General features: G+C 70.4%; 18 protein-coding genes. 6 read left to right on the forward strand and 12 right to left on the reverse strand.

The window, feature by feature from the left end; genetic code table 11:
* Positions 1-6: 6 nt before the first annotated feature.
* The 9 genes from ABD324_RS17900 to ABD324_RS17940 all read right to left on the reverse strand — a co-directional run bounded on the left by ABD324_RS17900 (position 7) and on the right by ABD324_RS17940 (position 12,038).
* Complete coding sequence (locus ABD324_RS17900) at positions 7-2,058, reverse strand: dipeptide/oligopeptide/nickel ABC transporter permease/ATP-binding protein (RefSeq protein ID WP_344418071.1); 2,052 nt, start codon at positions 2,056-2,058, stop codon at positions 7-9.
* Positions 2,055-3,002, reverse strand: coding sequence for an ABC transporter permease (locus ABD324_RS17905; protein ID WP_344418073.1), 948 nt, complete (start codon positions 3,000-3,002; stop codon positions 2,055-2,057). Before ABD324_RS17905 ends, ABD324_RS17900 begins: the two co-directional genes overlap by 4 nt.
* Before the next feature lie 112 nt (positions 3,003-3,114).
* A complete protein-coding gene (locus tag ABD324_RS17910; protein ID WP_344418075.1) occupies positions 3,115-4,200 on the reverse strand; it encodes an ABC transporter ATP-binding protein in 1,086 nt (361 codons plus the stop codon).
* A gap of 374 nt (positions 4,201-4,574) precedes the next feature.
* Positions 4,575-6,023: an ABC transporter substrate-binding protein gene (locus tag ABD324_RS17915; RefSeq protein WP_344418077.1), complete on the reverse strand. Its 1,449-nt coding sequence runs from the start codon at positions 6,021-6,023 to the stop codon at positions 4,575-4,577.
* A gap of 355 nt (positions 6,024-6,378) precedes the next feature.
* Complete coding sequence (locus tag ABD324_RS17920) at positions 6,379-7,386, reverse strand: phosphotriesterase family protein (protein WP_344418079.1); 1,008 nt, start codon at positions 7,384-7,386, stop codon at positions 6,379-6,381.
* The gene (locus ABD324_RS17925) at positions 7,383-8,246 is read right to left on the reverse strand and encodes an SDR family NAD(P)-dependent oxidoreductase (RefSeq protein ID WP_344418081.1); all 864 of its coding nucleotides are present in this window, start codon (positions 8,244-8,246) and stop codon (positions 7,383-7,385) included. Before ABD324_RS17925 ends, ABD324_RS17920 begins: the two co-directional genes overlap by 4 nt.
* A 61-nt stretch (positions 8,247-8,307) precedes the next feature.
* Positions 8,308-9,846, reverse strand: coding sequence for an ABC transporter substrate-binding protein (locus ABD324_RS17930; RefSeq protein ID WP_344418083.1), 1,539 nt, complete (start codon positions 9,844-9,846; stop codon positions 8,308-8,310).
* A gap of 726 nt (positions 9,847-10,572) precedes the next feature.
* Positions 10,573-10,857, reverse strand: a complete 285-nt coding sequence (locus tag ABD324_RS17935) for a hypothetical protein (protein WP_344418085.1) — start codon at positions 10,855-10,857, stop codon at positions 10,573-10,575.
* A gap of 23 nt (positions 10,858-10,880) precedes the next feature.
* Positions 10,881-12,038: an alpha-hydroxy acid oxidase gene (locus ABD324_RS17940; protein ID WP_344418291.1), complete on the reverse strand. Its 1,158-nt coding sequence runs from the start codon at positions 12,036-12,038 to the stop codon at positions 10,881-10,883.
* A gap of 261 nt (positions 12,039-12,299) precedes the next feature.
* Between ABD324_RS17940 and ABD324_RS17945 the strand changes: the two genes are divergently transcribed.
* Positions 12,300-13,430, forward strand: a complete 1,131-nt coding sequence (locus ABD324_RS17945; protein ID WP_344418087.1) for an amidohydrolase family protein — start codon at positions 12,300-12,302, stop codon at positions 13,428-13,430.
* Positions 13,431-13,504: 74 nt separating this feature from the next.
* Positions 13,505-14,542 carry an amidohydrolase family protein gene (locus ABD324_RS17950; protein WP_344418089.1) on the forward strand — a complete coding sequence of 346 codons (1,038 nt, stop codon included), beginning with the start codon at positions 13,505-13,507 and terminating at the stop codon, positions 14,540-14,542.
* Positions 14,543-14,555: 13 nt separating this feature from the next.
* On the opposite strand, the gene ABD324_RS17955 is transcribed toward ABD324_RS17950, so the two are convergent.
* Positions 14,556-15,788 (reverse strand): PucR family transcriptional regulator, encoded by a 1,233-nt coding sequence (locus ABD324_RS17955; RefSeq protein WP_344418092.1) that lies wholly within the window; start codon positions 15,786-15,788, stop codon positions 14,556-14,558.
* 212 nt (positions 15,789-16,000) lie between these two features.
* On the opposite strand from ABD324_RS17955, the gene ABD324_RS17960 reads away from it, so the two are divergent.
* Positions 16,001-16,456, forward strand: coding sequence for a Rieske (2Fe-2S) protein (locus tag ABD324_RS17960; RefSeq protein WP_344418094.1), 456 nt, complete (start codon positions 16,001-16,003; stop codon positions 16,454-16,456).
* 57 nt (positions 16,457-16,513) lie between these two features.
* On the opposite strand, the gene ABD324_RS17965 is transcribed toward ABD324_RS17960, so the two are convergent.
* Entirely contained in the window at positions 16,514-17,326 is an 813-nt protein-coding gene (locus tag ABD324_RS17965; RefSeq protein WP_344418096.1) for an SDR family NAD(P)-dependent oxidoreductase, read from the reverse strand.
* Positions 17,327-17,683: 357 nt separating this feature from the next.
* Here ABD324_RS17965 and ABD324_RS17970 point away from each other — a divergent pair, with 357 nt between their 5' ends.
* Entirely contained in the window at positions 17,684-20,023 is a 2,340-nt protein-coding gene (locus ABD324_RS17970) for a CaiB/BaiF CoA-transferase family protein (protein ID WP_344418098.1), read from the forward strand.
* On the opposite strand, the gene ABD324_RS17975 is transcribed toward ABD324_RS17970, so the two are convergent.
* Positions 20,020-20,739: a GntR family transcriptional regulator gene (locus tag ABD324_RS17975; protein ID WP_344418100.1), complete on the reverse strand. Its 720-nt coding sequence runs from the start codon at positions 20,737-20,739 to the stop codon at positions 20,020-20,022. The two genes, ABD324_RS17970 and ABD324_RS17975, sit on opposite strands and share 4 nt — an antisense overlap.
* Before the next feature lie 431 nt (positions 20,740-21,170).
* Between ABD324_RS17975 and ABD324_RS17980 the strand changes: the two genes are divergently transcribed.
* Both ABD324_RS17980 and ABD324_RS17985 read left to right on the forward strand, forming a co-directional pair.
* Entirely contained in the window at positions 21,171-21,959 is a 789-nt protein-coding gene (locus ABD324_RS17980; RefSeq protein WP_344418102.1) for a hypothetical protein, read from the forward strand.
* Between the two features lie 77 nt (positions 21,960-22,036).
* Positions 22,037-23,347, forward strand: coding sequence for a hypothetical protein (locus ABD324_RS17985; RefSeq protein WP_344418104.1), 1,311 nt, complete (start codon positions 22,037-22,039; stop codon positions 23,345-23,347).
* The last annotated feature ends 9 nt before the right edge of the window (positions 23,348-23,356 follow it).

Raw genomic sequence — 23,356 nt, forward strand, 5'->3', positions numbered from 1 at the left:
TGGGATCTACCTGCGCTGGGCCGTGCCCAACAGGTCCAGCTCGTCGCTGCGGGTGCAGCGGACCGACCCCTGGCGCTGCACCAGCTCGAGCGGGATCGCCCCCGCCCTGCAGCGGTCCTCGACGAAGCCGCAGCGCGGGTGGAACCGGCACCCGGCGGGGAACGCGCTGGGCATCGGGACCGTGCCCGGGATGTCGCGGAGCCGGTCCAGCCCGCGGCCCGCCTGCGGCATCGCGGCGAGCAGGCCCGCCGTGTACGGGTGCTTGGGATTGGCGAACAGCGTGTCGACCTCCGCGGTCTCCACGATCTGGCCCGCGTACATCACCGCGACCCGGTCACTGATGTCGGCGATGACACCGAGATCGTGCGTGACGAAGAGCAACGCCGTTCCCAGCTCGCTCTGCAGGCCGCGCAGGACGTCCAGGATCTGCGTCTGGACGGTCACGTCGAGTGCGGTCGTCGGCTCGTCGGCGATGACCAGGTCAGGGTCGTTGGCCAGGGCGATCGCGATCATCACTCGCTGGCGCATGCCGCCGGAGAACTCGTGCGGGTAGGCGTCCAGGCGCTCGGCCGCCCGGCTGATGCCCACCATGTCGAGCAGCTCCACCGAGCGCTTGCGCGAGGCGGCCCGGCCTACGGAGGCGTGGTTGGTCTGCGCCTCGCGCAGGTGGTGACCGACGGTGAACGCCGAGTCCAGTGAGGTCATCGGGTCCTGGAAGATCACCGAGATGCGGCTCCCACGGATGTCGCGCAGCTGCCGGGGCGGCAGCGAGAGCAGGTCGACGTCGTCGAACTCGATCCGCCCGGACACGACCGTCCCGGGCGGGGACGGCAGCAGCCGCATGATCGACATCGCGGTGACGGTCTTGCCCGAGCCGCTCTCCCCCACCAGGCCCAGTACCTCGCCCCGGTTGATCGAGAGGTTGAGCCCCTCGACCACCCGGGTCGCCGGACCCTTGTCCGAGCCGAACTCGATGGACAGGTCGGAGATCGTGAGCAGCGGGCGTGGCGCGGCCGGGTCCACCGTCGCCGCAGACCCGTTCACCCCAGCGGGCGCGGCCACCCCGGTCGCCTCGGTCGGCCCGGCCTCTCGGGTCGCCCCGGTCGAGCCCGTCGACCGGGTCGCCGAGGGGCGGTCGACCGAGGTGATGCCCAGTCGCTGGCCCCGCGCGCGGTGCCGCGGCCGGGTGCGGCCGATTCCGGTGGCGACCCGCAGCGCGTCTCCGACGCTGTTGATCGACAGCACGGTCAGGATGATCGCCACGGCCGGCGCGACGACCTGCAGCGGGGCCACGAACAGTGCGGTGCTGACAGCGTCCTGCAGCATGCCGCCCCAGCTCGGCGTGGGCGGCTTCGTGCCCAGCCCGAGGAAGCTCAATGACGCCTCGGCCAGCAGCACGCCGCCCAGGTAGGTGGTCGCCTGGATGATGATGGGCGACCACACGCTGGGCAGTACCCGGTGCGCCATGATCGTGATGTTGCGGGTGCCGACGGAGCGGGACGCCTCGACGAAGGTCTCCTGCGCCACCGCGCGGGCCTGCCCCCGCACCACCCGGACCAGGCCGGGGGTCACCACCACGGCCAGTGCCCAGATGCTGCTCGACGTGCCGGCACCGAGGAACGACACGATGGCCAGCGCCAGGATCAGCGTGGGGATGGAGATGACGGCCTCCGAGACGCGCATGACGACCATGTCGACCCGGCCGCCACGGTAGCCGGCCCACACCCCGAGCGGGACGGCCACGGCCAGGCCGATCAGCACCACCGAGACCGCCACGGTCAGCGAGACCTGGGCCCCGTAGATCATGCGGGTGAGCGTGTCGCGGCCCAGCGAGTCCGCGCCCAGCCAGTGCTGCGCTGATGGCCCGGACAGGCTGTCGACCGACTGGGCCGACGGGTCCGACGGCGCGACCAGCGGGGCAAACACCGCGCACACCACGACGATCAGCAGGAACGAGCCGCTGAGCAGCGCCAACGGGTTCCGCAGCAGACGCCGCGTCCAGTTCCGCCGCGGCTTGGACAGCACCGTGGGGCCTCCGATGATGCCGGGAGTACTCATGCGGCCACCCGCAACTTCGGATTCAACAGGCCGTAGATGATGTCGACGAGCAACGAGAACACCGCGTTGCACACGACGAAGGTCAGGATGCAGCCCTGGATGACCGGGACGTCGTTGCCCTTGATCGCCGCCAGCATGTAGGTCCCCATGCCGGGGATGGAGAAGATCTGCTCGACCACGACGGTGCCGCCGATCAGGTACGCCAGTTGCACCCCGAACGAGGTCAGTGCCGGGCCGGAGGCGTTGCGCAGCACGTGTTTGCCGGTGACCGGCACCGGCGTCCCGCCCCGCGCCCAGGCCGCGGTGACGAACCTGCTGCCCAGCGTGTCGTTCACCGAGGCCCTGAGTTGACGGTAGACGATGGCGCCGAGGTTGCCGGACAGCGCCAACGCCGGCATCAGCATGTGTTCGAACCAGCCGATGGGTGAGTCACCGAACTTCTCGTAGCCCTGCAGCGGCAACCAGCCGAACTGCAGACCGACCACCAGGACCAGCAGGACTGCGCCGACGAAGCTCGGGATGGCTAGCACCAGGCCGGAGGCCAGATTGGTGATGACGTCGACCGGGCTGCGCGGGCGCAGGCCCGAGGAGATCCCCAACAGCACGCCGAACAGCAGCGCGATCGCGGCGGCCAACAGCACCAGCGACAACGTCACCGGCAGGCGGGAGGCGATCTGCCCCGCCACCGACTCGCCGTTGAACCGCGAGACGCCGAAGTCGAAGTGCAGCACCGAGGTCAGCCAGTGCCAGTACTGCACAATGATCGGCTGGTCGAGGAAGTACTGCTCACGCACCCGCTGCAGGTCCTCGGCCGACGCTGCCACGCCGGCGATCGCGAGGGCCTTGTCCCCCGGGATGGCGGTGATGAGGGCGAAAGTGAACAACGAGACGACCAGCAGCGTCGGGATGACGCTGGCCAGCCGTCTGGTCACGTACCAGGTCATGTGACCTCACCCCGGTCCCGGCGGCTGCGGCGTCGCAGCCCGCTCGGCGTCTCGTGCATGTCCTGTCCTTCACCACACCCGCCGGTGGCGGCCGATGGGTCGATGCGGGCCGTCACTCGGCCGACACCACGTCGGGGGCGCCCACGGTGGGCGGCGACAGCAACGTGCGCACGCTGCGGCCCAGCAGCCTCGGCCCGTGGAAGTGCAGGTGGCAGCGCACCGTGACGGCCTCCGTCGTCACGAAGGGCTGAGGCTCCTCGTCGGCACAGACGTCCATGGCGAACGGGCACCGGGTGCGGAAGCTGCACCCCGACGGCCGCAACGCCATCGGCGGCACGTCCCCGCGAATCTTCAACGCGCGTCGTTCGCGCTGCGCGTGCGGATCAGGGACGGGAATGGAGTCCAGCAGCCCCGAGGTGTAGGGGTGGGCGGGGCGCTCGTAGATCGCCTCGGTCGGTCCGGACTCGACGAGCTGGCCCAGGTACATCACGCCGATCCGGTCGCTGACGTGCTCGACGACGGACAGGTCGTGCGCGATGAACAGGTAGGAGATCGACAGCTTCTTCTGCAGGTCCTCCAGCAGGTTGATCACCTGCGCCTGCGTCGACACGTCCAGGGCGCTGACCGGCTCGTCCAGCACGATCAGCCGCGGTTCGACGGCGAGCGCCCGGGCGATGGCGGCCCGCTGGAGCTGGCCGCCCGAGAGCTGGTTCGGGAACCGGTCGCGGTACCCGGGGTCGAGACCCACCAGCCCCAGCAGCTCCGAGACCCGCGCGACCTGCGCCTGCTTGGACATCGACGTGTGTGTCCGCAGCGGTTCGGCGATTGAGTCGGCCAACGTTGCGGTCGGGTCGAACGAGGAATACGGGTCCTGGAACACCATCTGCACGTTGCGCCGGTGCACCCGCAACGTCGATCCGCGCAGCCGGGTGATGTCCTGGCCGCGCACCTGGATCTGACCCGCGGTCGGCGTTGTCAGGCCGACCAGCAGCCGGGCCACGGTGCTCTTGCCCGAGCCGGACTCGCCGACCAGCCCGTAGGTCTCGCTCTCTCCGATGCCGAACTCGATCCCGTCGACCGCCTTCACCGACGGGCGCCCGGAGCGCAGGGCGACCCGGGGCAGACGGAACTCCTTCACCAGCCCGCGCACATCGACGAGCGAGGTGGAGAGATCTGGGGTGAGCGGTGCCAGGGTCATGTCGACCGACCACCGGCGCCATCAAATGACGTGCGGCACTGCATGAACGCTCCCGCAAAGGTTGGCCCCGCCTGCTGCTGCAGGGAGGTGTCGCGACAAGAATCTATACATTCTGATGCTGTGTCAAGCGAACACCGAGGCCGATCCGGACTCGAACGTCGCACGTACACACAGGCCGGGAACGCACTGATCGACACCGGTCGGCAACGTCGCCGGACCTGCGGCCCGCGCAGCTCGGGCGCTACTCATCGGGGCCGGAACACCCCGGATCGAACCCACACGACAAGATCGCCGTCGTGCCGCGAACCCGGGGTGGGGTGGGCGCGTCGGACGCGACCACCCCATCCGATCGCCCACCGACCGGTCCGGGTCGGTCACTTCTTCATGGAGATGCCCGCCCAAGCCTGGGCCAGCCCGCTGGAAGGGTCCTTGTCCGCCGGGACACCCGAGACGGCAGACGTGGTGATGGTGGCCTGCTCGATGTCGGCGAGGTTGAAGCCGGGGACAACGTCGTAGTAGATCCTCTGGAAGTCTGCCCAGCGCTGTTTCTGCTGGTCGGCGGTGATGCTGGTGTCGAGCGCCGCGGCCAGGGACCTGGTGAGGTCGGGGTTGTCGAAGTTGCAGTAGTTGGCCACCCCGTTCGGCTCGAAGAAGATGCCCTGCGATGCGTACGGGAACCCGCTGCCCTGGAAGTAGATGTCGGGCTGCTTGGTCCGGATGTCGGCGAAGGCGTTGGCGCTGGGGGTGATCTCCAGCTTCAGCCCCACCGCATCCAGCTGGGACTGCAGCACCTGCAGCGTCGCAGCGTTGAGGTCGGTCGGGTCCGCCAGAGCGGTGATGGTGGTACCCGGGGCAACCCCGGCGGCGGCCAGCGCCGCCTTGGCCTTCGCCACGTCGTAGGCGTACGGGTTGGGCACGGTGTCACCCGGGAAGTCCGGCGAGGTGGTCGGGATGGTCGTCGGGTTGACCTTGGCGTAGCCGCCGTACGGTCCACTGACGAACGCGTCCCGGTTCAGCGCGTACAGGACCGCGCGCCGAGCCGCGACGTTGTTGAACGGCGTCTTGCTGCCGCAGAAGTAGCCACCATAGTTCCAGTCCGGCCGCACGACCGTGTTGGCGATCTTCAGCCCCTGCGCCTTGGCCGCGTTGATGTTCGCGCCGCCGTTGGCGAACGCGACGTCGAGCGAGCCCGACTTGAGACCGGCGAGGGTGGGCGCGCCGCCGGCGGTGTTGACGAACTCCACGCCTGAGAGGCCGATCGTTTGCGGGTCCCAGTAGTTCGGTGACGCGGTCAAGGTGACCTTCTGTCCTTTGGTGTACGAGGCGAACCCGTAGGGTCCGGCCCCGGCCCCGACCGGGTTGGCCGAGAAGCCGTCACCGGCCTTCTGCGCCGCGGTGGGCGAGACGACCGACAGGTAGATCGACCCTCTGAGCAGGTAGTTCTTCCAGTCGTAGGCGTACGGCGCGTTCAGTCGCACGATGACCTTGTTGTCCGCCGGCGCCTCCACGGCGGTCATCGACTTGAGCGATGCGCCCTTCAGCATGGTGGTGCTGGCCATGACTCGGTCCCAGGAGAACTTGACTGCCGCAGCGTTGAACGGGGTCCCGTCCTGGAACTTGACGCCCTCGCGCAGGGTGAGCTCGACGGTCTTGTCGTCGGGGAACGTCCAGGCCGTGGCCAGGCCCGGCTCGGCTCCGGCCGGCGTCTCGTGGATCATGGTGTCGTACATCAGCTGCATCCACGGCTGGTACCCGCCCTTGAAGGTGGGCGAGTCGAACACCGGAATCTGCACCTCCGAGAAGGTGTAGGCGGTGCGGGCCACCGCCGGTGACCCGCCCTGACCAGTGCCGTCCGAGGACGTGGACGACGAGCATGCCGCCGTGGCCAGGGACAGGCCGGCAACCAACCCGAGTGCGAGCACCCGGCGCAGCCGCCTCGACCGTCTCGGCCGGCCAGGGGCCGGGTGATCGATCCTGGGACGCATGTGAACCTCCGACGTGAAACGGGATGACAGGGGTGACGAGATGTACTGAAGATCCAATCGGGTCGCTGCCTCGACGAGACTCGGACGACGTTCCGGTGTCCGGGGTGTGCGCCGTGCGACCGTCGGCCGAGAACAGTCGGAGCGTGGGCGGAGGACAATGGAATGCGTCTTCGTCGTCAGGGCCTCGCGAGAGTCAGTAACCTTCTTTTTGTCCGCCCAGAATGCGTCTCGGATTGTCGATCAACATCAGGTCGATCTGTTCCGGGGTCACCCCGCGCGCCCGCAGGGCCGGCACCACGTCCTCGCTGACGTGGGTGAACCGCCAGTTCGGCATGGTGAACGGGGAACCGTCCAACAGCTCCTCGGGCAGCCAGTCGGTCCAGCAGCTCGCGTCGTGCGAGAGGACCATCCGGTCGGCGTAACCGGCCGCGCACATGTCCGCCACGACACCGACGCGGGTGTCGAAGTCCGAGTGCGGCGGGCGGTCTAGCCCGAACCGGTCCATACCGAGGTAGGATCCCCGGTCGGCCAGCCGCCTGAGGTAGTCCAGGTCGGTGGAGTCCCCCGAGTGCCCGATGACCGTGCGGGTCAGGTCCACCCCCTCGGCGAGGAACACCTCCTGCTGGGCCAGGCCCTGCTCCGATGCGGCGTGGGTGTGAGTGGAGATGGGCGCACCCGTCTCCCGATGCGCCCGGGCGACTGCCCGCAGAACCCGGTCGACGTCGGGAGTCAGGCCCTCAACGTCGGTCGCGCACTTGAGTATCCCCGCCTTGATCCCGGTGTCCCCGATCCCGGCCTCGATGTCGCGGACGAACATCTCGACCAACGGCTCGGACCGCTCGATCGCGCGACCGGGCCCAATGTGCTTGAGAAAGCGCGGCACCACGTCGAACGTGTAGAGCCCGGTTGCCACGACGATGTGGAGGTCCACGGCCGCGTTGATCCGGGCCAGCCGCGGCAGGAACCGCCCCATGTTCAGCACTGTCAGGTCGACGATGGTGCCGATCCCGGCCGACACCAGCTCGGTGAGCTTGGTGACGGCCAGGGCGATCTTCTCTTCCTCGTCCCAGTGGATGTCGGCGGGGTAGTCCTGCACCGCCTCCGGACTCAGCACGAACACGTGCTCGTGCATGAGAACGCGGCCCAGCGACTCCTCGGCGACCGGGCCCCGGACGGTGGCGACCTCCCCCGCACCGCTCATGGCTCGGTCCGGCTCTCCGACATCGACGGGAACAGCGCCTCCAGCGTGGTCTGCAGCCGCTCGTCCTCGTCGCCGAACACCGTGCCGCCGGTGGCCACGAGGACCTTGCCGGTAATTCCGCGGGCCACCCGGTGCGACCCGAGGAACGTCACCAGGCCGGCGATGTCCTCCGGATTCAGCAGCCCGCCGCCGGGAGCCAGACCGGTAGCGAGAGCGCGGTAGTCGTTGAACGCGGTCGCGGTGTTCTTGGTGCTGCTCCGCCCGATCTGCTCGACACCGGAGGGCAGGACGAACCCCGGCGCCACCACGTTCACCCGGATGCCACTGGGGCCGAGCTCCAATGCGAGGCACCTGCTCAGCGCCACGACCGCGGCCTTGGCCGAGGAGTACACCGGCAGGTCCGCCCGGCCGCGCTCGTACACGCTCGACCCGATATTGACGATCGCCCCGCCGCCCGCGGCAGTCATCGGCTCGATCACTGCGCGACAGAAGTGAAAGGTCCCCCAGTAGTTGAGGTCCATCACCCGCTGCGCGGCCTCCACGGTGTAATCGCGGAAGTAGCCGTAGGTGCCCGCACCGACGCCGGCGTTGTTCACCAGCACGTCGACCCCGCCGAAGACCTCGCACGCCCGGTTCACCGCGGCAGCGCACTGCTCCGGGTCGGTGACGTCGGTGCGGACGGCAATCGCGTCCGTCCCGAGATCGCGGACGAGCTCGGTGGTCCGCTCGGCCTGGGCCTCGTCGATGTCGGCGACAACGACCCGGGCACCCTCCCGGGCGTATGCCAGGGCGATGCCGTGCCCGAGGTTCGACGCGCCGCCCGTCACCACGACCGTTCGGTCGCTCAGCCCTAGATCCATGTCGCACCGCCTTCCGCCGAACGGTTACCTGTTGACCCCTGCCGCGGCGGAGGTCCGCCGCTCACCTGCCCTTCACCGTGATCCCGGCCCAGGTCTCCGGCTCACCGCTCGAGGGAGCCAGCTGGTCCGTGATCCCGGTGACCGCGGAGGTCGAGATCGTCGCCTGCTTGACGTCGGCGAGTGTGAAGCCGGCCTCGACGTCGTAGAACACCCGCTGGTAGTCCGCCCAGGCGGCCTTCTGCTGGGCCGCGTCGAGCCTCGGGTCCTGGGTGCGGGCCAGCGCCGCGTTGAGCTGCGGATCGTCGAGGTCGCAGTAGTTGGCCGTGCCCCCGGGAGAGACGAAGATCGACTGCGACCCGTACGAGATACCGGTCCCGGAGTAGTAGATGTCGGGCTTCTTGGTCCGCAGGTCGGCGAACGCGTTCGCCGTCGGCAGGATCGACAGGTTGAGACCCACCGACTGCAGCTGCTGTTGCAGGACCTGCAGCACCGCCGCGTTCGCCCCGGTCGGGTCGGCCAGCGCGGTGATCGTGGTTCCGTCGGGCACGCCGGCCTCGGCCAGCAGCTGCTTGGCCTTGACCGGGTCGAACGTGTACGGGTCCGGCACGTCCTGGCCTGGGTAGTTCGGCGAGGAGGTGGGGATCGTCGCGGAGTTGGCGACGGCGAGACCGCCGTAGGGGCCCTTGACGAACGCGTCGCGGTTGACCGCGTAGGCGACCGCCTGCCGTGCCTTGATGTTGTTGAACGGGGCCTTGCTGGTGCAGAAGTAGGCGTTGGTGGCCGAGTCCGGCTTGAGGGCCGCCGACACGTTGAGCCCCTGCGCCGTGGCGGACGCGATGTCCGGACCGGCCCCGGTGAAGGCCATGTTCGCCACCCCGCCCTTGAGGGCGGCCAGGGTCGGCGCTCCCTGGGCGGTGTTGATGAACTCGATGCCTTTGAGGGTCACCGCTGACTTGTCCCAGTAGTTCGGGTTGGCGCGCAGCACGAGCTTCTGGTTCGACTCGTAGGAGACGAACTCGTAGGGCCCGGCACCAGCACCCACCGGGGCCCTGCTGAAGTCACCACCGGCCTTCTTCACCGCGTCCGGCGAGACCACGGCCAGCTGCCACGGGTTGTTCAGGAAGCGGTCGCGCCAGTCGGTCGCGAAGGGGCCGCTCAGGTGCACGATCACCGTGTCGTCCGATGGGGTCTCCACCGACTCCATCGCCTTGATCTGCGAGGACTTCTGCATGTCCTTGCTGGCGATGATGCGGTCCCAGGAGAACTTGACCACGGCAGCGTTGAAAGGGGTGCCGTCCTGGAACGTCACGCCCTTGCGCAGGGTCAGCACGACCGTCCTCGCGTCCGGGAACCTCCAGTCGGTCGCGAGACCGGGTTTCGGGCCGGACGGGGTCAGATGGATCATGGAGTCGTACATCAGAGTCATGTAGGGGTGGTAGCCACCCTTCGACGCCACCGCGTCCAGCAGGATGCCCTGGACCGGCGAGAACTCCCACGCCACCTTGGCCACGCCGTCGGATCCCGAGTCCGCGGCGTTCGACGAGCCGGACGAGCACGCCGCCAGCGTGCACAGGGCCGTCACCAACAGAGCGAGTCCCATCCGGCGGGACGTCCGACGGACACGCGAGCGCCGGCGGCGCCGTTGATGGGGGTTCGAGTCCCTCAAGGTTCCTCCTTATCGACCTGACCTGCTGCTGACCGTGCCGGGCCAGACGGGACCGTTGGGGCCGGTCCCGCCGGGACGGGAACCGGCGCAACCGGACGGCCGCGAGCCTGCTCCGACCGGCACGAGGAACTTCTCGTCACCGGACCGCGGGGGGTCGGCGCGATCGCCCGGCGTGGCCAACCTCGCGGTCCGCGTACGGGACCGACACGCGGATCGCCGTCCCCGGAGGGACCGGGGCGAGACGTGTGACCGGATGTGGGCTGTCCTATGCCTCGGAGCTTCACTCACCGAGGAGGACGTCTCGACAGGTTGCCGCACTCCAATCGCCTATGGCCCGGATGTCGGCGGCAGTACGGGTCATGGTCGGACTCGCGGTGGGCCCTTGCCCATGACTCGGCTCCCCCTGTTCGACGAACTGAAGACGTACTGAATGTCGCTATGCACGACAGACCGAGTCCACGCGGTCGATGCCACGGAGGGCCCACCAGGAAAGGAGCCGGAGCCGAATGCCGAAATGCGCTTCGCAGTCTGCACGTGAGATCACCTTTGTTCCCTGAGGGAGGCCGGCACACGACCAGCGAGCTGCCGTCCGCCCTGCTCAGGGACAGGACAACGGCGCTGTTGAGGCCCTGCCAAATCTATAGGTTTTGTGCGGTGGGGTCAACGGCTTGTTGTCGATCGCCCACCGGACCGATCCTCGTCCGCCTCCGTACCGTTGATGCCGACGCGGGATCGATCTCCAGGTGCCACCCGCAGTGCACTCCGGACCGGATGAGCGATCAGCCCGGCCATCGGGAAGATCATGTCGGCGGTGTCCCGTCCTGCAGGACCCGCCGCCGCGTCGAGCATCTGTACCGGTGTCATCCCCGGCGCCGCTCGCTGACCACCACACCCGGCCCGGCCCTCGTCGTCGATGACCTCATCCAGATCGGGCGGCAGCAGCACGATGGGTCCCGGGTCGACACGGTCTATCCCCCCTGCGCCGGGGCGCGCGGGGCACGGGCCCCGGTGACCAGCCCGGCTTCGAGATCGGCCACGGTGGCCGCGCCGAGCAGGGCCATAGTGCGGTCCAGCTCGGAGCGCAGAAGCTCCACCACCCGGACCACGCCGTCCTCGCCGCCGGCTGCGAGACCGTAGAGGTAGGGACGGCCGACGAACACTCCCGAGGCGCCCAGGCACAGCGCCTTGGCCACGTCGGCGCCCCGACGGAATCCGCCGTCGACGAACACCACGAGCCGCCCGGCCGCAGCCGCCACCACCTCGGGCAGCACGTCGACGGTGGCCGGAACGCCGTCGAGCTGGCGGCCGCCGTGGTTGGAGACGATCACCCCGTCCACCCCGGCGTCGGCCAGCCGGCCGCACTCGTCGCCGCGCAGCAAGCCCTTGACCATCAGGGGGCCCTTCCACAGCCCACGCACGTGGTCGAGATCCTCCCAGGTCACCGAGAACGACGACGTCATGATCGACTGACGGGTCTGGGTGAGGGTGAACCGGGAGCGCCCGCCCGGGCGACGCGGGCCCAGGTTGCCCCGCACGAAGTCCATCGCCCAGGCCGGGCGGGCCAGCCCGTGCGCGAGCGTCTGCGGGTGCCACGGTGTCCGGCTGAGCAGCCTACTGCGGGCGTCGCGTTCCCGGTTTCCGAAGACGGGGGTGTCGATGGTGACCGACAGCGCGCGGTAGCCGGCCATCTCTATCCGGCCGAGCAGTGCGGCGGTTTCGTCCCGGGTGCGGGGCAGGTAGAGCTGGAACCACAGCCGGCCCGGGGCGGCACGGGCTACCTGCTCCAAGGGAAACGCGGCCACGGTGGACTGCATGTAGACGGTGTCGGTCCGAGCGGCTGCACCGGCCACGGCGAGCTCGGCCGCGGAGTGGGCGATCCGGCTCGCCCCGGTCGGCGCCAGCAGGATAGGGCTCGACAGCCGCTCTCCGAACACCACGGTGGACAGGTCCCGCGTGGTCACGTCGGTCAGCGGCCGAGGTCGGAACTCGATCCGCGCGAAGGCCGACTCGTTGGCCCGCAGCGACACCTCGTCTCCCGCACCGCCCTCGAGCGTGTCGAACACCGGTCGCGGCAGCCGGCGGCGCGCAATCCGGCGGACGTCCTCGACGGTGACGGCGGAGCGCATCCTCACCAGTACGCCTCCTCCCCCACAATTCGCTGCCGAGACCGATCGTGGCCCGCCTCATCCGGCATCATCGACCGGCCGTCCCGCGACGGCTACTGGGCTATGCACGATCCTCGTCCGCCCGGTTCTGTCGACATCCACAGCCGGGGGACGGTCGCGGTCGAGATCGTCCACACGTTGTCGACGTCGACAAGGGGCGTGGGCCTGAGTTCGACCGTCCGTCCGTAGAGCACGGTGCGGAGTGGAGCCACACTGGCTCGCATGACCGAAACCGCACTACATCCGGTCGGCGGCGCCGTGAACCCGGTCGCCATCAGCCTCGTCGACACCGACGTGCACAACATCTCCTACACCGACGCCCTCCTTCCCTACCTGCCGCAACGCTGGGCGGAACGTCTGCGGACCTTCGGCGTCCGGACCCGGGCGGAGGCCGACGTCACCCCGGCCCTGCGCCCGCAGGCCGGCCGGCACGACGCAGTGCCGCCCTGCGGGGTGGCCGGTGGCGATCCGGTCTTCGCCCGCCGGCAACACCTGGACATGTTCGGCGTGGACATCGCCATTCTCAACAACATCCCCGGTCAGATCTCGCACAGCGGCGGCAACGACCCGGTCGTCTTCTCCGCGGCGCTGGAGGCGGCCAACAACGACTGGACGATGGACCAGTGGTTCGGCAGCGACCCGCGCTGGCGCGGCAGCGTGGCCATCCAGTACGACAACCCGGCCTTCGCGGTCGCCGAGATCGAGCGCTGCCGCGCGCTCGACGACCGGTGGGTGCAGGCCGTCGTCGGTACTCGCACCGAACGCCCCTTCGGCCACGAGAAGTACTGGCCCCTGTTCGAGGCGCTGACCCACTACGACATGCCGCTGGCCTTCCACCCGGGCGGGTCGGGCTCCGGGCAGCTCAGTGGCGCGGGCTGGCCATCGTACTACTTCGAGAACCACGCCGGATACCAGTATCCGGTCGTCTCGCAGGTGTCGAGCATGGTCTTCGAGGGCGTGTTCGACCGCTGGCCCACCCTGAAGGTGGTCGTCGTCGAGGGCGGATGGTCGTGGGTGGCGCCGTTCGTGTGGCGGATGGAGTCCGCGATGGACGTGCTCGGCTCCGAGGTGTCGCACCTGCAGCGCCGGCCCGCCGAGTACCTGGCCGAGCACTTCTGGTTCACCACCCAGCCGATGGAGGAACCGACCCGGTCGGAGTGGTTCACCGGCGCGCTCGATCAGTTCAGCCGACTCGGGCTGGTCGAGCGGCTGATGTTCTCCAGCGACTACCCGCACTGGGACTACGACTCCCCCGCCGAGGCGCTCCCGCACGACCTGCCCACCGACGTCCGCCAGTCGATCATGGCCGACACCGCGGCCGCCCTCTACGGGTTCGGTCGGCGAGCCCGATGAGCCTGCTCACTCGTCCCCGGAACTCTCCGGATCGCCCTGGCACCCCGCCGCCGACCGGCGGCTGGACCGGCCCGGTGATCGACACGGACGTGCACGCCCAGTTCGCCGGCGTACCCGCGCTCTGGGAGTACCTCTCACCGATGTGGCGGGAGTTCATCACCGAGAGGGGTTATCACGGCCCCTACTCGATCCCCACAACCTATCCCCCGCAGGCGCTCAGCACGGTCGCGGCACGCTGGCGGCGGGAGTCCGGCCCGCAGGCCGGCTCCGCGTTCGACCTGCTCCGCACCGACCTGCTTGAGCCCGGCTCACCGGAGTACGTCGTGCTCAACTGCTACGCGGGCGTGGACTCGATCCGCCATCCCGATCTCGCCGTCGCGATCACTCGGGCCGTCAACGACTGGCTGATCGCCGAGTGGCTGGAGCGCGATGATCGACTCCGAGCGTCCATGGTCATCCCGGCGCACACCTTCTCCGACATGGTCGCCGAGATCCACCGGGTCGGCTCCCACCCGGGGATCGTGCAGGTGCTCTTTCCCGTCCGGGCGCAAGCGCTCTACGGCAAGCGCAACTGGTACCCGGTATACGAAGCACTGCTCGAGCACGGTCTGGTGATGGGGATGCACCACGGCGGCACCAGCGACGGTCCGCCCACTGCCTGCGGCTGGCCGTCCTGGTACATCGAGGAGCGGGTGGGCGAGCTGCAGCTCTACCAGTCACAGCTGACCAACATCGTGGCGGAGGGGCTGTTCCAGCGCTACCCGGACCTGCGGATGGCCGTGCTGGAGGGCGGGTTCACCTGGGTCCCGTCACTGATGTGGCGCCTCGACAAGGACTGGCGCGGGCTGCGGCGCACCGTGCCATGGATGCGCCTGCCGCCCAGCGAGGTGTTCCGCGAGCACCTGCGGTTCTCCACCGCCCCGATCAACGCCGGGCCGCCCGAGGAGATGGCCCGGATCATCGAGTGGCTCGGGCCGGAGATGCTGGTGTTCGCCAGCGACTACCCGCACGAGCACGGTGACGACGTGGCGCAGCTGTTGTCGGTGCTGCCGGCGCAGTCGCGCGCCGCGGTGATGGCCGAGACTGCCCGCGAGTTCTACCGGCTGGGCTGACCGTTGCACCGGGTCAGCCGTCGCGCGTGTCGCCAGGATCGGCGACGCCGGGGGCGCGACCGTCGGTGTCGGTCGCGCGCCCGGCGCCGTACTGGAGCGCCCACCACACCGCGACCAAGTCCTCGGTGTTCTTCAGCGAGCAGCCGGTCAGCTGCTCGAACCGGGTGATCCGGTAGCGCACGGTGTTGACGTGCACCCACAGCGCGTCCGCGGTGAGGTCGAGGCGCTGTCCGTTGTCCAGATAGCGCCGGACGGTGTCGACGATGGCCGCGCCGGACTCGCCGCGCGGGGCGAACGCGGCCACGAACCGGCGGTGCAGCTCGATGCCCACGTCACGGTCCGCAGTGACCGCCGCCCGTACGCCCAGCCCCGCGAGGTCGTAGATCCCGGCGGGCAGGTCGAAGGCCAGTGCGGTGTGCATGGCCCTGCTGGCCAGCTCGAACGCCCGGGGCAGGTCGAGGAAGGCCACCGGCTCGGAGATGCCGACCACCATCGGCCCGGGCGCCGGCGGCGGGCTCGTGACGAACCCGCAGAGGTCCCGGTCGATCAGGGCCACGAGGCCGGTACTGCGGCCGCCGACCGCGTCGTGCGCCAAATGCCGGCGCAGCACGTCCAGCGGCGTCCCGGGCTCCAGGCGGGCCCGCACGGCGTGCAACGGCCCGGTCCAGTCGATCCCGAACGAGTCCAGGTCGTTGCGCAGGGTAGCACTGGCGTCGCCGTCGAGCAGGACCTTGCGCACGACGGTGCTGTGGTGGTGGTCGTCGCGCCGGCGCAGCTCCAGCTCGGCGGCGCGGTGGCCCTCGGCGGTCACCACCATGGCCGCGTCGACGTAGGCGATGCTGCGCTCGAACAGCTCCAGCAGCAGGAGGTCGCGGTCGGGATTGTCGGCCACCAGTTCGAACGCCCGGCGCCGCAGCTCCTGGTGCAGGATGCGGTACGACTGCAGCATCTCCCCTGCTGGGACGCCCTGTCGGGCCCGGATCTGCCCCGCCAGGTAGAAGCGCTCGCGGGCTCCTGGCTCGGCGAACGAGCGCCGGTCGGGGCCGAGCCGGGCCCACCGTAGCGGCGGAATCGCGGTCATCTGGGTCTCGGACATGTCGGCGTAGGCGGCCAGCTCCTGTTGCATCCGCGCCCCGAGCCGGGCCCCGAACGTAGCGGTGTCGGCCAGGATCGAGGCGAGCAGCGCGTCGCAGGTCTCCTGCATCCGGGCCGGTTCCCGCGAGAGCATCGGGTCGAGGTGGGTCACCGTTCGCGCTTCGCTGCTCGGACGGGATCTGCCCTCCCACTGACGTGCGGACCACTCCGGGACCGGTCCGCCGGTGGTGTTGGTCGCGTCGACAACGAGTGCCGGCCGTTTCTCGGTCCTGCCGCTATTGGCGGGCCCGGGTCACGTTGGCAGGCTTGTGGGCGAGACCCGCCCGGCGACTGCCGGGACCGGGACCAGGCGAGGGAGCGTCGATGAGGAAGCACGTCGTGGCGCGGGTCAGCGACATCCCCGTCGGCAAGCATCGGCTGGTACAGGTCGGCGGGCGGGCGATCGGCATCTACAACGTGGGCGGCACCTTCCGGGCGCTGGCCGACCGCTGCCCGCACCAGGGCGCCAGCCTGTGCGGAGGTGAGGTGGTCAGCTCGATCGAGGCCGACGCGCCCGGGGAGTTCCGGTTCGACCCGAACCGCAAGTTCGTGACCTGCCCGTGGCACGGCTGGGAGTTCGAGCTGGAGACCGGCCAGTCCTGGTTCGATCCGGAGCTCACCCGAGCTCGGCGCTTCAACGTTGCCGTGGAGCACGGCGAGCAGATCGTGTCGGCGCTCCACGGGGACCCGGCGCAGGGCCGAGTCCGGGGGCCCTATGTGGCGGAGGTGGTGCAGGTCGACACCGACGACGACTACGTGGTCGTGACCACCCCGCGCTGAACGCCACCGGGATTGTCCGCCGTAGTCCCGGCGGCACGGCGGCGACGCCACGACCCGTCACACCGTGGCGTCGTCGGTCGCGGGAAGAGGAGCCTGGACGGGGTTGCCGAGCGCGCTCGGGAACGGGCCGACTGCCATCGCTCCACCGTCGACGAGGTAGACCTGCCCGCTGACGTAGCTGGCCAGGGAGGAGGAGAGGAAGACCGCCACGTTGGCGATCTCCTGCGTCGTGCCAAATCGCTGCATCGGGACGTTCCGCAGCGACGCGGCCACGCTCGTCTCGGTGAACTCGCGGTTCCGGCGCGGAGTGTCGATCACCCCCGGCGCGACACCGTTGACCCGGATCGAGTGCGGCGCGAGCTCGACGGCACTGGACTGGATCATCGAGATCAGCGCTGCCTTGGCCGCGCTGTAGGGCAGGCTCCCGATGTGCGGCAGGAAGCCTGTGGCCGATCCGATATGGACGATGGAGCCGCCGTTGCCCGCCTTCACCATCTGCCGGGCGAAGACCTGGGTGACCAGGAAGTTGTGGTAGAGGTTGAGCCGGAAGTTGGCGTCCCAGCTGCGGTCGGCTGCCTCCAGGACACCCACGTTGTAGGCCAGCCCCACGATGTCCACGACGATGTCCACGCCACCCAGCGCGGAGACCGTCTCCGCCCCGAGGGACTCCACGGCCACCCGGTCGGTGACGTCGCCGACGAAGGTCGCCGCGGTGCTGCCGATCTCGTGGACCTCGCCCGCGACCTTCTCCGCCCGCTCCGCCACCAGATCGACGCACATCACCGAGGCACCGGCCTCGGCCAGCGACAGGGCTGTGTCCCGGCCGATGCCCAGCCCGGCGCCCACCACCACGGCTCGCTTGCCCGTCAAACCGAAATCCAGCCGCACGTCGTCCTCCGCAGATGTCGGGATCGACCGCTCGTCGAGCCTCCGCCGGACTCCAGCGCGTTACCCCGGTCACCGGGCGCACCACCGTCGGCGACCCTGGCCGATCGCGCGTCGTCGTCGCAGAAGGCTAGCTCAGAGCCCGCGCACCGACAAGAGAATCTATAGTTTCCAGGGGGCCACCCGGGGGCCGGAAAAATCTATAGACTTTGCCAGTTCGCGCTGTTAGCGTCGACCGGCCGGTACGGCCTCCGGCGGTGGCGTACGGCTCGGGCGGAGGCGACAGCATCCCTCGGATCGATCGCACCGGCCCTCGCGATCCTTGTCTCCGGAAGGCAGCAGATGAGCGACCCGGCCCCGACACGACGACCCGCCCGACCGCTCGGCGGCATCCGGGTGATCGACCTGAGCGAAGGGGTGGCCGGGCCCATCGCCGCGATGCATCTCGCCGACTACGGGGCGGACGTGCTGAAGATCGAGGTGCCGGGCGGGGACCCGCACCGCTCCCGTCCCGGGTACGCAATGTGGCAGCGCACCAAGCGCAGCGTTGTGATCGACCCCGCGTCCGAAGCGGACCTCGCGCGGCTGACGTCGCTGGTCGACGGCGCGGACGTTCTGGTCACCAACGACCCCGGTGGGCCGCTCGCGGCAGCCTGCCTTCCGGCGACCACGACCCGTCGCAACCCCGGGCTCGTCCATCTGCGCCTGCCGGCTTTCCTCGACGAGCCACGCTGGGCCGGTGGTGCCGAGTCCGCCGGCCTCACCTGGGCGATGTCGGGGATGTGCTTCCGGCAGAGCTCCTACGGCGGTACACCGGTCGAGATGGCCTATCCCTGGCTGCTCTACCTGCAGGGGACGTGGGCCGCGGCCACGGCCACGGCCGCACTGATCGAGCGCGAGACCTCCGGCGTGGGCCAGGTCGTCACGGCCGGCGGCCTGCACGCCACCATGGTTGCCTTCGCCTACCTCATCGACCCGGGTGTCACGGAGCTGCCCGCCGACTACGGACCGGGCGGGTTGAACCCGATGTACACCCGCTACCGGTGCGCCGACGGCCGATGGGTCCTGCTCGCGACGCTGACCTCCAAGTTCCAGCGGACGGCACTGCGGGTGCTCGACCTGTCCGATGTGCTCGACGACGAGCGCATCGCGGACGATCTGGAGACCATCCGCCTGCCGAGCAACCGCACCTGGGTCCGGCAGCGGCTCGCCGAGCGGTTCGCCACCCGGACCAGCACCGAGTGGCTCGACGCGCTCCGAGCGGCCGATGTCCCCGTCGGTCCCGTGCTCGCCCGCGACGAGTGGCTGGACTCCCCCCTGCTGGCGCCGCTCGGCGTCCGTGTGGAGCTCGACGACCCGGAGCGCGGCCAGGTGGTCATGCCGGCGAGCCCGATCCGGATGACCGGCACCCCTGCGGTTCCGCCCCGCCCCGCGCCCCGCGTGGGCGAGCACACCGGCGACGTCGTGGACTGGACACCGCGTCCGCGGGCCGCGACCGCCCTGTCCGGTCCCTCCGCACCCAACGGGCTCGGACCGCTGGCCGGGGTCCGGGTCCTCGACCTCGGGACCGTCCTCGCCGGGCCCTTCACCGGGACCCTGCTCGCCGATCTGGGTGCCGATGTGGTCAAGATCGAGGTGCCCGGTGGTGACGACTTCCGACATCGCGGAATGCCCTACATCCGCGGCCAGCGTTGCGTGGCGATCGACCTCAAGTCCAGCGAGGGCCGAGAGACGTTCCTGGCGCTGGCCGCCACGGCCGACATCATCGTCGACAACTACCGGGGCGGTGTGCTCGAGCGCCTCGGCATCGACTACGCCCAGGTCGTGCAGGTCAACCCGCAGATCGTCTCGGTCTCGATCACCGGCTTCGGCGAGGGCAGTCCGCTGGCCTCACAGCCCGCATTCGACCCACTGCTGCAGGCCCTCAGCGGCATGATGATGGCGCAGGGTGGCGATGACGAGCCCGTGATGGGCATCGTCGGCATCAACGACGTGCAGACCGCGGCACTGGCCGTGCTCGCCTCGCTGCTCGCCCTCTTCCACCGCCACCGCGGCGGCGCGGGCCAGCGCATCCGGCTCAGCCTTGCCGGCACTTCGACGTACTCGCAGTGCGAGGAGCTGATCCGCTTCCCCGGGCGCCGCCCGGCGGGTGTGGGCGGACGGGACTTCCGCGGCCCGAGCCCGACGGACTCCTTCTACGAGACCAAGGACGGTTGGATCCGGGTGCAGGCCCTGGACCGGCCTGGCGAGGCCCTCCACCGCGCGGGTCTGCTCAAGGACCCGCGGCTGCCCGCCGCGCCCGAGCTGAGCCGGCTGCTCACCTCCGCATTCGCCGAGCTGACCCGAGGGGAGGCGCTGCACAGGCTCCGGGCGGCAGACATTCCGGCCGTGCCCGCGCGCCGGCAGGTCGAGCTGATCGACGACCCGGAGTACCGGACGTGGGACGTGTTCGACACCATGCGGACCGTCGACGACAAGACGATCTTCGTTCCGGGCCGGTACGCGCGGTTCTCCCGATCGCAGCGCCGCTCCGGCCTGATCCCACCGGGGGTCGGCGAGCACAGCACCGAGATCCTCCAGGAGTCCGGCCTCTCGGCGGAGCGGATCGCGGAGCTGCTGGCACGCGGCGTCGTTCGGCAGGGCTCCCCGATGGAGTACCGCACGCTGACGGCGTACCGCTAGTGCCCGGCCACGCCCTCCGGGTCCGCCTCGACCTCCGGCTCGATCTCCGTCGCGGCCGGGGTCGCCAGCCAGTCCAGGATCGCCATGCGGGTGTTGCGCATGTGGTCCAGGGTGGCCTGGGCCGCTTCGGCCGGGTCCTCCGCCTCGACGGCCCGGAAGATCCGCTCGTGCTCGTCGTGCAGCTGCCGTCCCCGGCTGCGCACCGGCATGGACAGCCGGCGGTAACGCGCGGACTGGTCCATCAGGATCGTCATGAACCGCACGACGAGCGGGGAACCGCACTCCTGCACCACAACCCGGTGGAACTGGTCGTGGGCGATCTCGTAGGAGCCGGGAGTGGTGCCGTCCTCGGCGCCCGGGTCCCGTTCCGCCGCGCGGACCATCGTCGCGAACGACTTCCTCACCGCCGCGAGGCCGCGCGCCGTCTGGTTCAGCGTCGCCTTCTCCACCGCCAGCGGCTCGAGCTGCTCGCGCAGCTCGTAGACGTCGACCAGTTCCTTCATCGACACGTCGGCGACGCGCACACCCCGCTGGGGGAGGTAGGTCACCCAGCCCTCGCCCGCGAGGCGGGCGAACGCCTCGCGAAGAGGGGTTTCGCTGACGTTGAAGCGCTGGGCGAGAGCCTGCGCCGCGAGGCGCTCACCGGGTGTATAGACCCGCGAGATGATCGCCGCTCGCAGCTCGTCCGTCACCCGATCCGCGCGCGACTGAGCCATGAGGCGCAGTATCGCACGCAGCGTTACCGCGCCGTGAGCAGCTCAGACGGCCCGCGACGCCCCCCAGAGCAGGGACGCGCGAAAACTGTAGATTCTCTTGCGGACACGATGCGGTGTCGACTAGGGTCGCCGCCGTCGACGCCTCGGGTCCCGACTCGCCCGGTAGAGATCTCTGGAGTGTGGCCCCGCGGTGAGTTCGCACACCGCCCGCCCGTCCAGGGGGGCCGCCGCCATCCCGCTCCCGTCGGGCCCCTGCCGCTCCCCGGCGGTGCTCCGGAGCCGCGTTCTGGCCCCGGCCCGGTCGGGCGGATCCGGCACCGGTGCACGGTGGTAGGTGGGCGCGGCCGGCCGTCGACCACGTGCCCCCACGCGACACCCGGACCGGACCAGCGGCCCGGGCCGAGAACCACCACCCCAAGGTGATCATCGTCATGAAGTCGGTTCGGCTGTCTGCGGACGGCACCGGGCGCAGCCGCCCGGAATCGTTGCCCCTGCCCTTCGTGGCCACCGGCCCCGCGGCGACGGCCGCGGACCGCGCCGCCACGCCCGAACCCGACCCGGCCGGGTCGGTAGTCGCGGTCCACCCGCTCGCACTCCCGGCGGGACACGGAGAGATGTGGGCCGGAGAGGACACCCGCCAGCTGACGTTCGTCGTGTCCGGCGGCATCGAGGTCGAGACCTCGCAGGCCCGGGTCCAGCTGGGGCCGGGCGACGTGCTCCTGCTCGACGCCGGACTTCGGGCGGACCACCGACTCACCCATCCCGAGGGCAGCCGGGTGCTGCGGGTCGAGCTCCTTCCCTCGTGGCGTCCGACGGGCGTCGTGCCGCCGCCGGTCGAGCCGCCCGCGCCGGACCGGCGGACGACGCTGCGCGAGATGTACGTGGCCGAGGACGTCGCGCATTTCCGGGCCTTCGACCGACTCTTCGACGACGCCGGACCGCAGCGGCTCGACGGGCTGAAGTTCATCGCGTTCTCCCCGGGCCACGCCGGGGACTGGCACACCGACGCCACGGTCAACCTGGTGTGCGTCGCCTCCGGGACCCTGGAGCTGGAGGTCGGGGGCGACGACGCGGTGCAACGTCTCGTCCCGGGGGACGTCTGCCTGGTCCAGGACCAGTACGGGCAGGGCCACCTCCTGCGGGCGCACGGCGAGACCAGGATCCTCGCGCTCACCCTCCCCGACCTGCACCACTGGAACTCGACCGAAGGAAGGGGATGACCGTCGTGGCCGAACACGCTCCGTCGACGGACACTGTCGTTGACCGGCTCGGAGGCGAACGTCCCACGCCGGCCGCCGTGACCGGGCTGCAGCAGGCACTGTGGGACGAACGCACGGAGGGTTCCGGCGTGCGCTACGTCGTGCCCCTGTGCCCGTTCGAGGCCGTGGAGCTCGCCGAGCTCGCGGCACGCGGCGAGCGGCTGGGCTACCTGCCGCCCGACCTCGCTACCCAGCAGGGCCGGCACGGCCTCGCCAACCTGTTCCCGGGGATGGCGAGCTACGCCCTGCACATCGACAACGTGGTGACCAACGACGACAACCCCGCCGGTTGGTTCTCCTACGAGGCGGACATCGACTGCCCTTTCGGCGACACCACCGAGGCGGAGCTCATGACGCAGGTCGCCGCCGCGGACCGGGTCCTTCTCACCCTCAACCAGTACGTCGTGGCCAGCCAGGACAGCCGCCGGCTGACCGGGCACTACCTCGACGAGCGCGGGTTCTGGGTGCGCACCGGCTCGCGGGTCGACGGGCGGGTCGCCACTGCGCGCTTCGACGGCTCCGCCGAGGCCCCCGGGGGCGCCGCCTACCGCGACCCGGTGGAGGGCAGCCTGCTGGTCGGTTACGACCTGGGGGCGGGCGATCACGGGCCCACCCACGGCGCCCGGACCGCCACCCGGCGCCACCGGGTGCTCGTCGAGAACGCCCCGCTGTCACGCACGGCCCTCGCACCGTTCTCCCTCGCGCGGCTGACCGACCTGGACCCTGAGGCCGAACGCCAGCGGCTCGTCGCCCTCCTCGTGGCCCGCGGATACCCCGCCGCGCTGGGGATGTCCGCGGAGGAGTACGTCCGCGGCCTGCCCACGTTCGCCGCGCGGCCACAGTCCTACCGCGGCCGCCTCGACGTGCCGCTGCTGGTGGAGACCCGCATCCCCTGGACCCGCCAGGCGGATCTGTGCGGGATCCGGTTCGTGCCCCGGGCCGGGGACTACGCGCCGGTCGACGAACGGAGCCGGATGCCCGCGACGCCGTACTCCGGCTGGTTCTCCCTGTGGGGCGGGCGTTTCCCGGACCCGATCTCGCCGGCGGACGCCCGGGCCGGGCTGGCCGAGGACGAGGTGGGCGCGAACCTCTGCGAGCTGGTGGCGATGACCGCCGCACACCCCGGGATCAGCGGGAGCGGCCGTTTTCTCGACGCGATCGGCTACCAGCTCCCCTACCTTGAGGACAAGCCAGACATCACCTACGCGCAGTCCCTGCGCACCCCTGGGATGTACCACTGGCGTGGCGCGCCCGAGGTCGGCGCCAACATCCACCCGCGGGCGTTCTCCATCTTCCGGCCGCTCGTCCGAGGCACCGCGGTCACCCATGTCGCTCGGGCGGCGCCGTGAGCTCGTCGA

The organism is Pseudonocardia ailaonensis, assembly GCF_039531635.1.
Lineage (GTDB): Bacteria > Actinomycetota > Actinomycetes > Mycobacteriales > Pseudonocardiaceae > Pseudonocardia > Pseudonocardia ailaonensis.

What these genes read in the sequence shown, in the direction of transcription:
- ABD324_RS17900 (WP_344418071.1), bottom strand. Translation starts at nt 2,058, where the DNA reads ATGAGTACTCCCGGCATCATCGGAGGCCCCACGGTGCTGTCCAAGCCG.
- ABD324_RS17920 (WP_344418079.1), bottom strand. Translation starts at nt 7,386, where the DNA reads ATGAGCGGTGCGGGGGAGGTCGCCACCGTCCGGGGCCCGGTCGCCGAG.
- ABD324_RS17960 (WP_344418094.1), top strand. Translation starts at nt 16,001, where the DNA reads ATGAGGAAGCACGTCGTGGCGCGGGTCAGCGACATCCCCGTCGGCAAG.
- ABD324_RS17910 (WP_344418075.1), bottom strand. Translation starts at nt 4,200, where the DNA reads ATGACCCTGGCACCGCTCACCCCAGATCTCTCCACCTCGCTCGTCGAT.
- ABD324_RS17970 (WP_344418098.1), top strand. Translation starts at nt 17,684, where the DNA reads ATGAGCGACCCGGCCCCGACACGACGACCCGCCCGACCGCTCGGCGGC.
- ABD324_RS17945 (WP_344418087.1), top strand. Translation starts at nt 12,300, where the DNA reads ATGACCGAAACCGCACTACATCCGGTCGGCGGCGCCGTGAACCCGGTC.
- ABD324_RS17940 (WP_344418291.1), bottom strand. Translation starts at nt 12,038, where the DNA reads ATGCGCTCCGCCGTCACCGTCGAGGACGTCCGCCGGATTGCGCGCCGC.
- ABD324_RS17930 (WP_344418083.1), bottom strand. Translation starts at nt 9,846, where the DNA reads ATGGGACTCGCTCTGTTGGTGACGGCCCTGTGCACGCTGGCGGCGTGC.
- ABD324_RS17980 (WP_344418102.1), top strand. Translation starts at nt 21,171, where the DNA reads ATGAAGTCGGTTCGGCTGTCTGCGGACGGCACCGGGCGCAGCCGCCCG.
- ABD324_RS17925 (WP_344418081.1), bottom strand. Translation starts at nt 8,246, where the DNA reads ATGGATCTAGGGCTGAGCGACCGAACGGTCGTGGTGACGGGCGGCGCG.
- ABD324_RS17975 (WP_344418100.1), bottom strand. Translation starts at nt 20,739, where the DNA reads ATGGCTCAGTCGCGCGCGGATCGGGTGACGGACGAGCTGCGAGCGGCG.
- ABD324_RS17905 (WP_344418073.1), bottom strand. Translation starts at nt 3,002, where the DNA reads ATGACCTGGTACGTGACCAGACGGCTGGCCAGCGTCATCCCGACGCTG.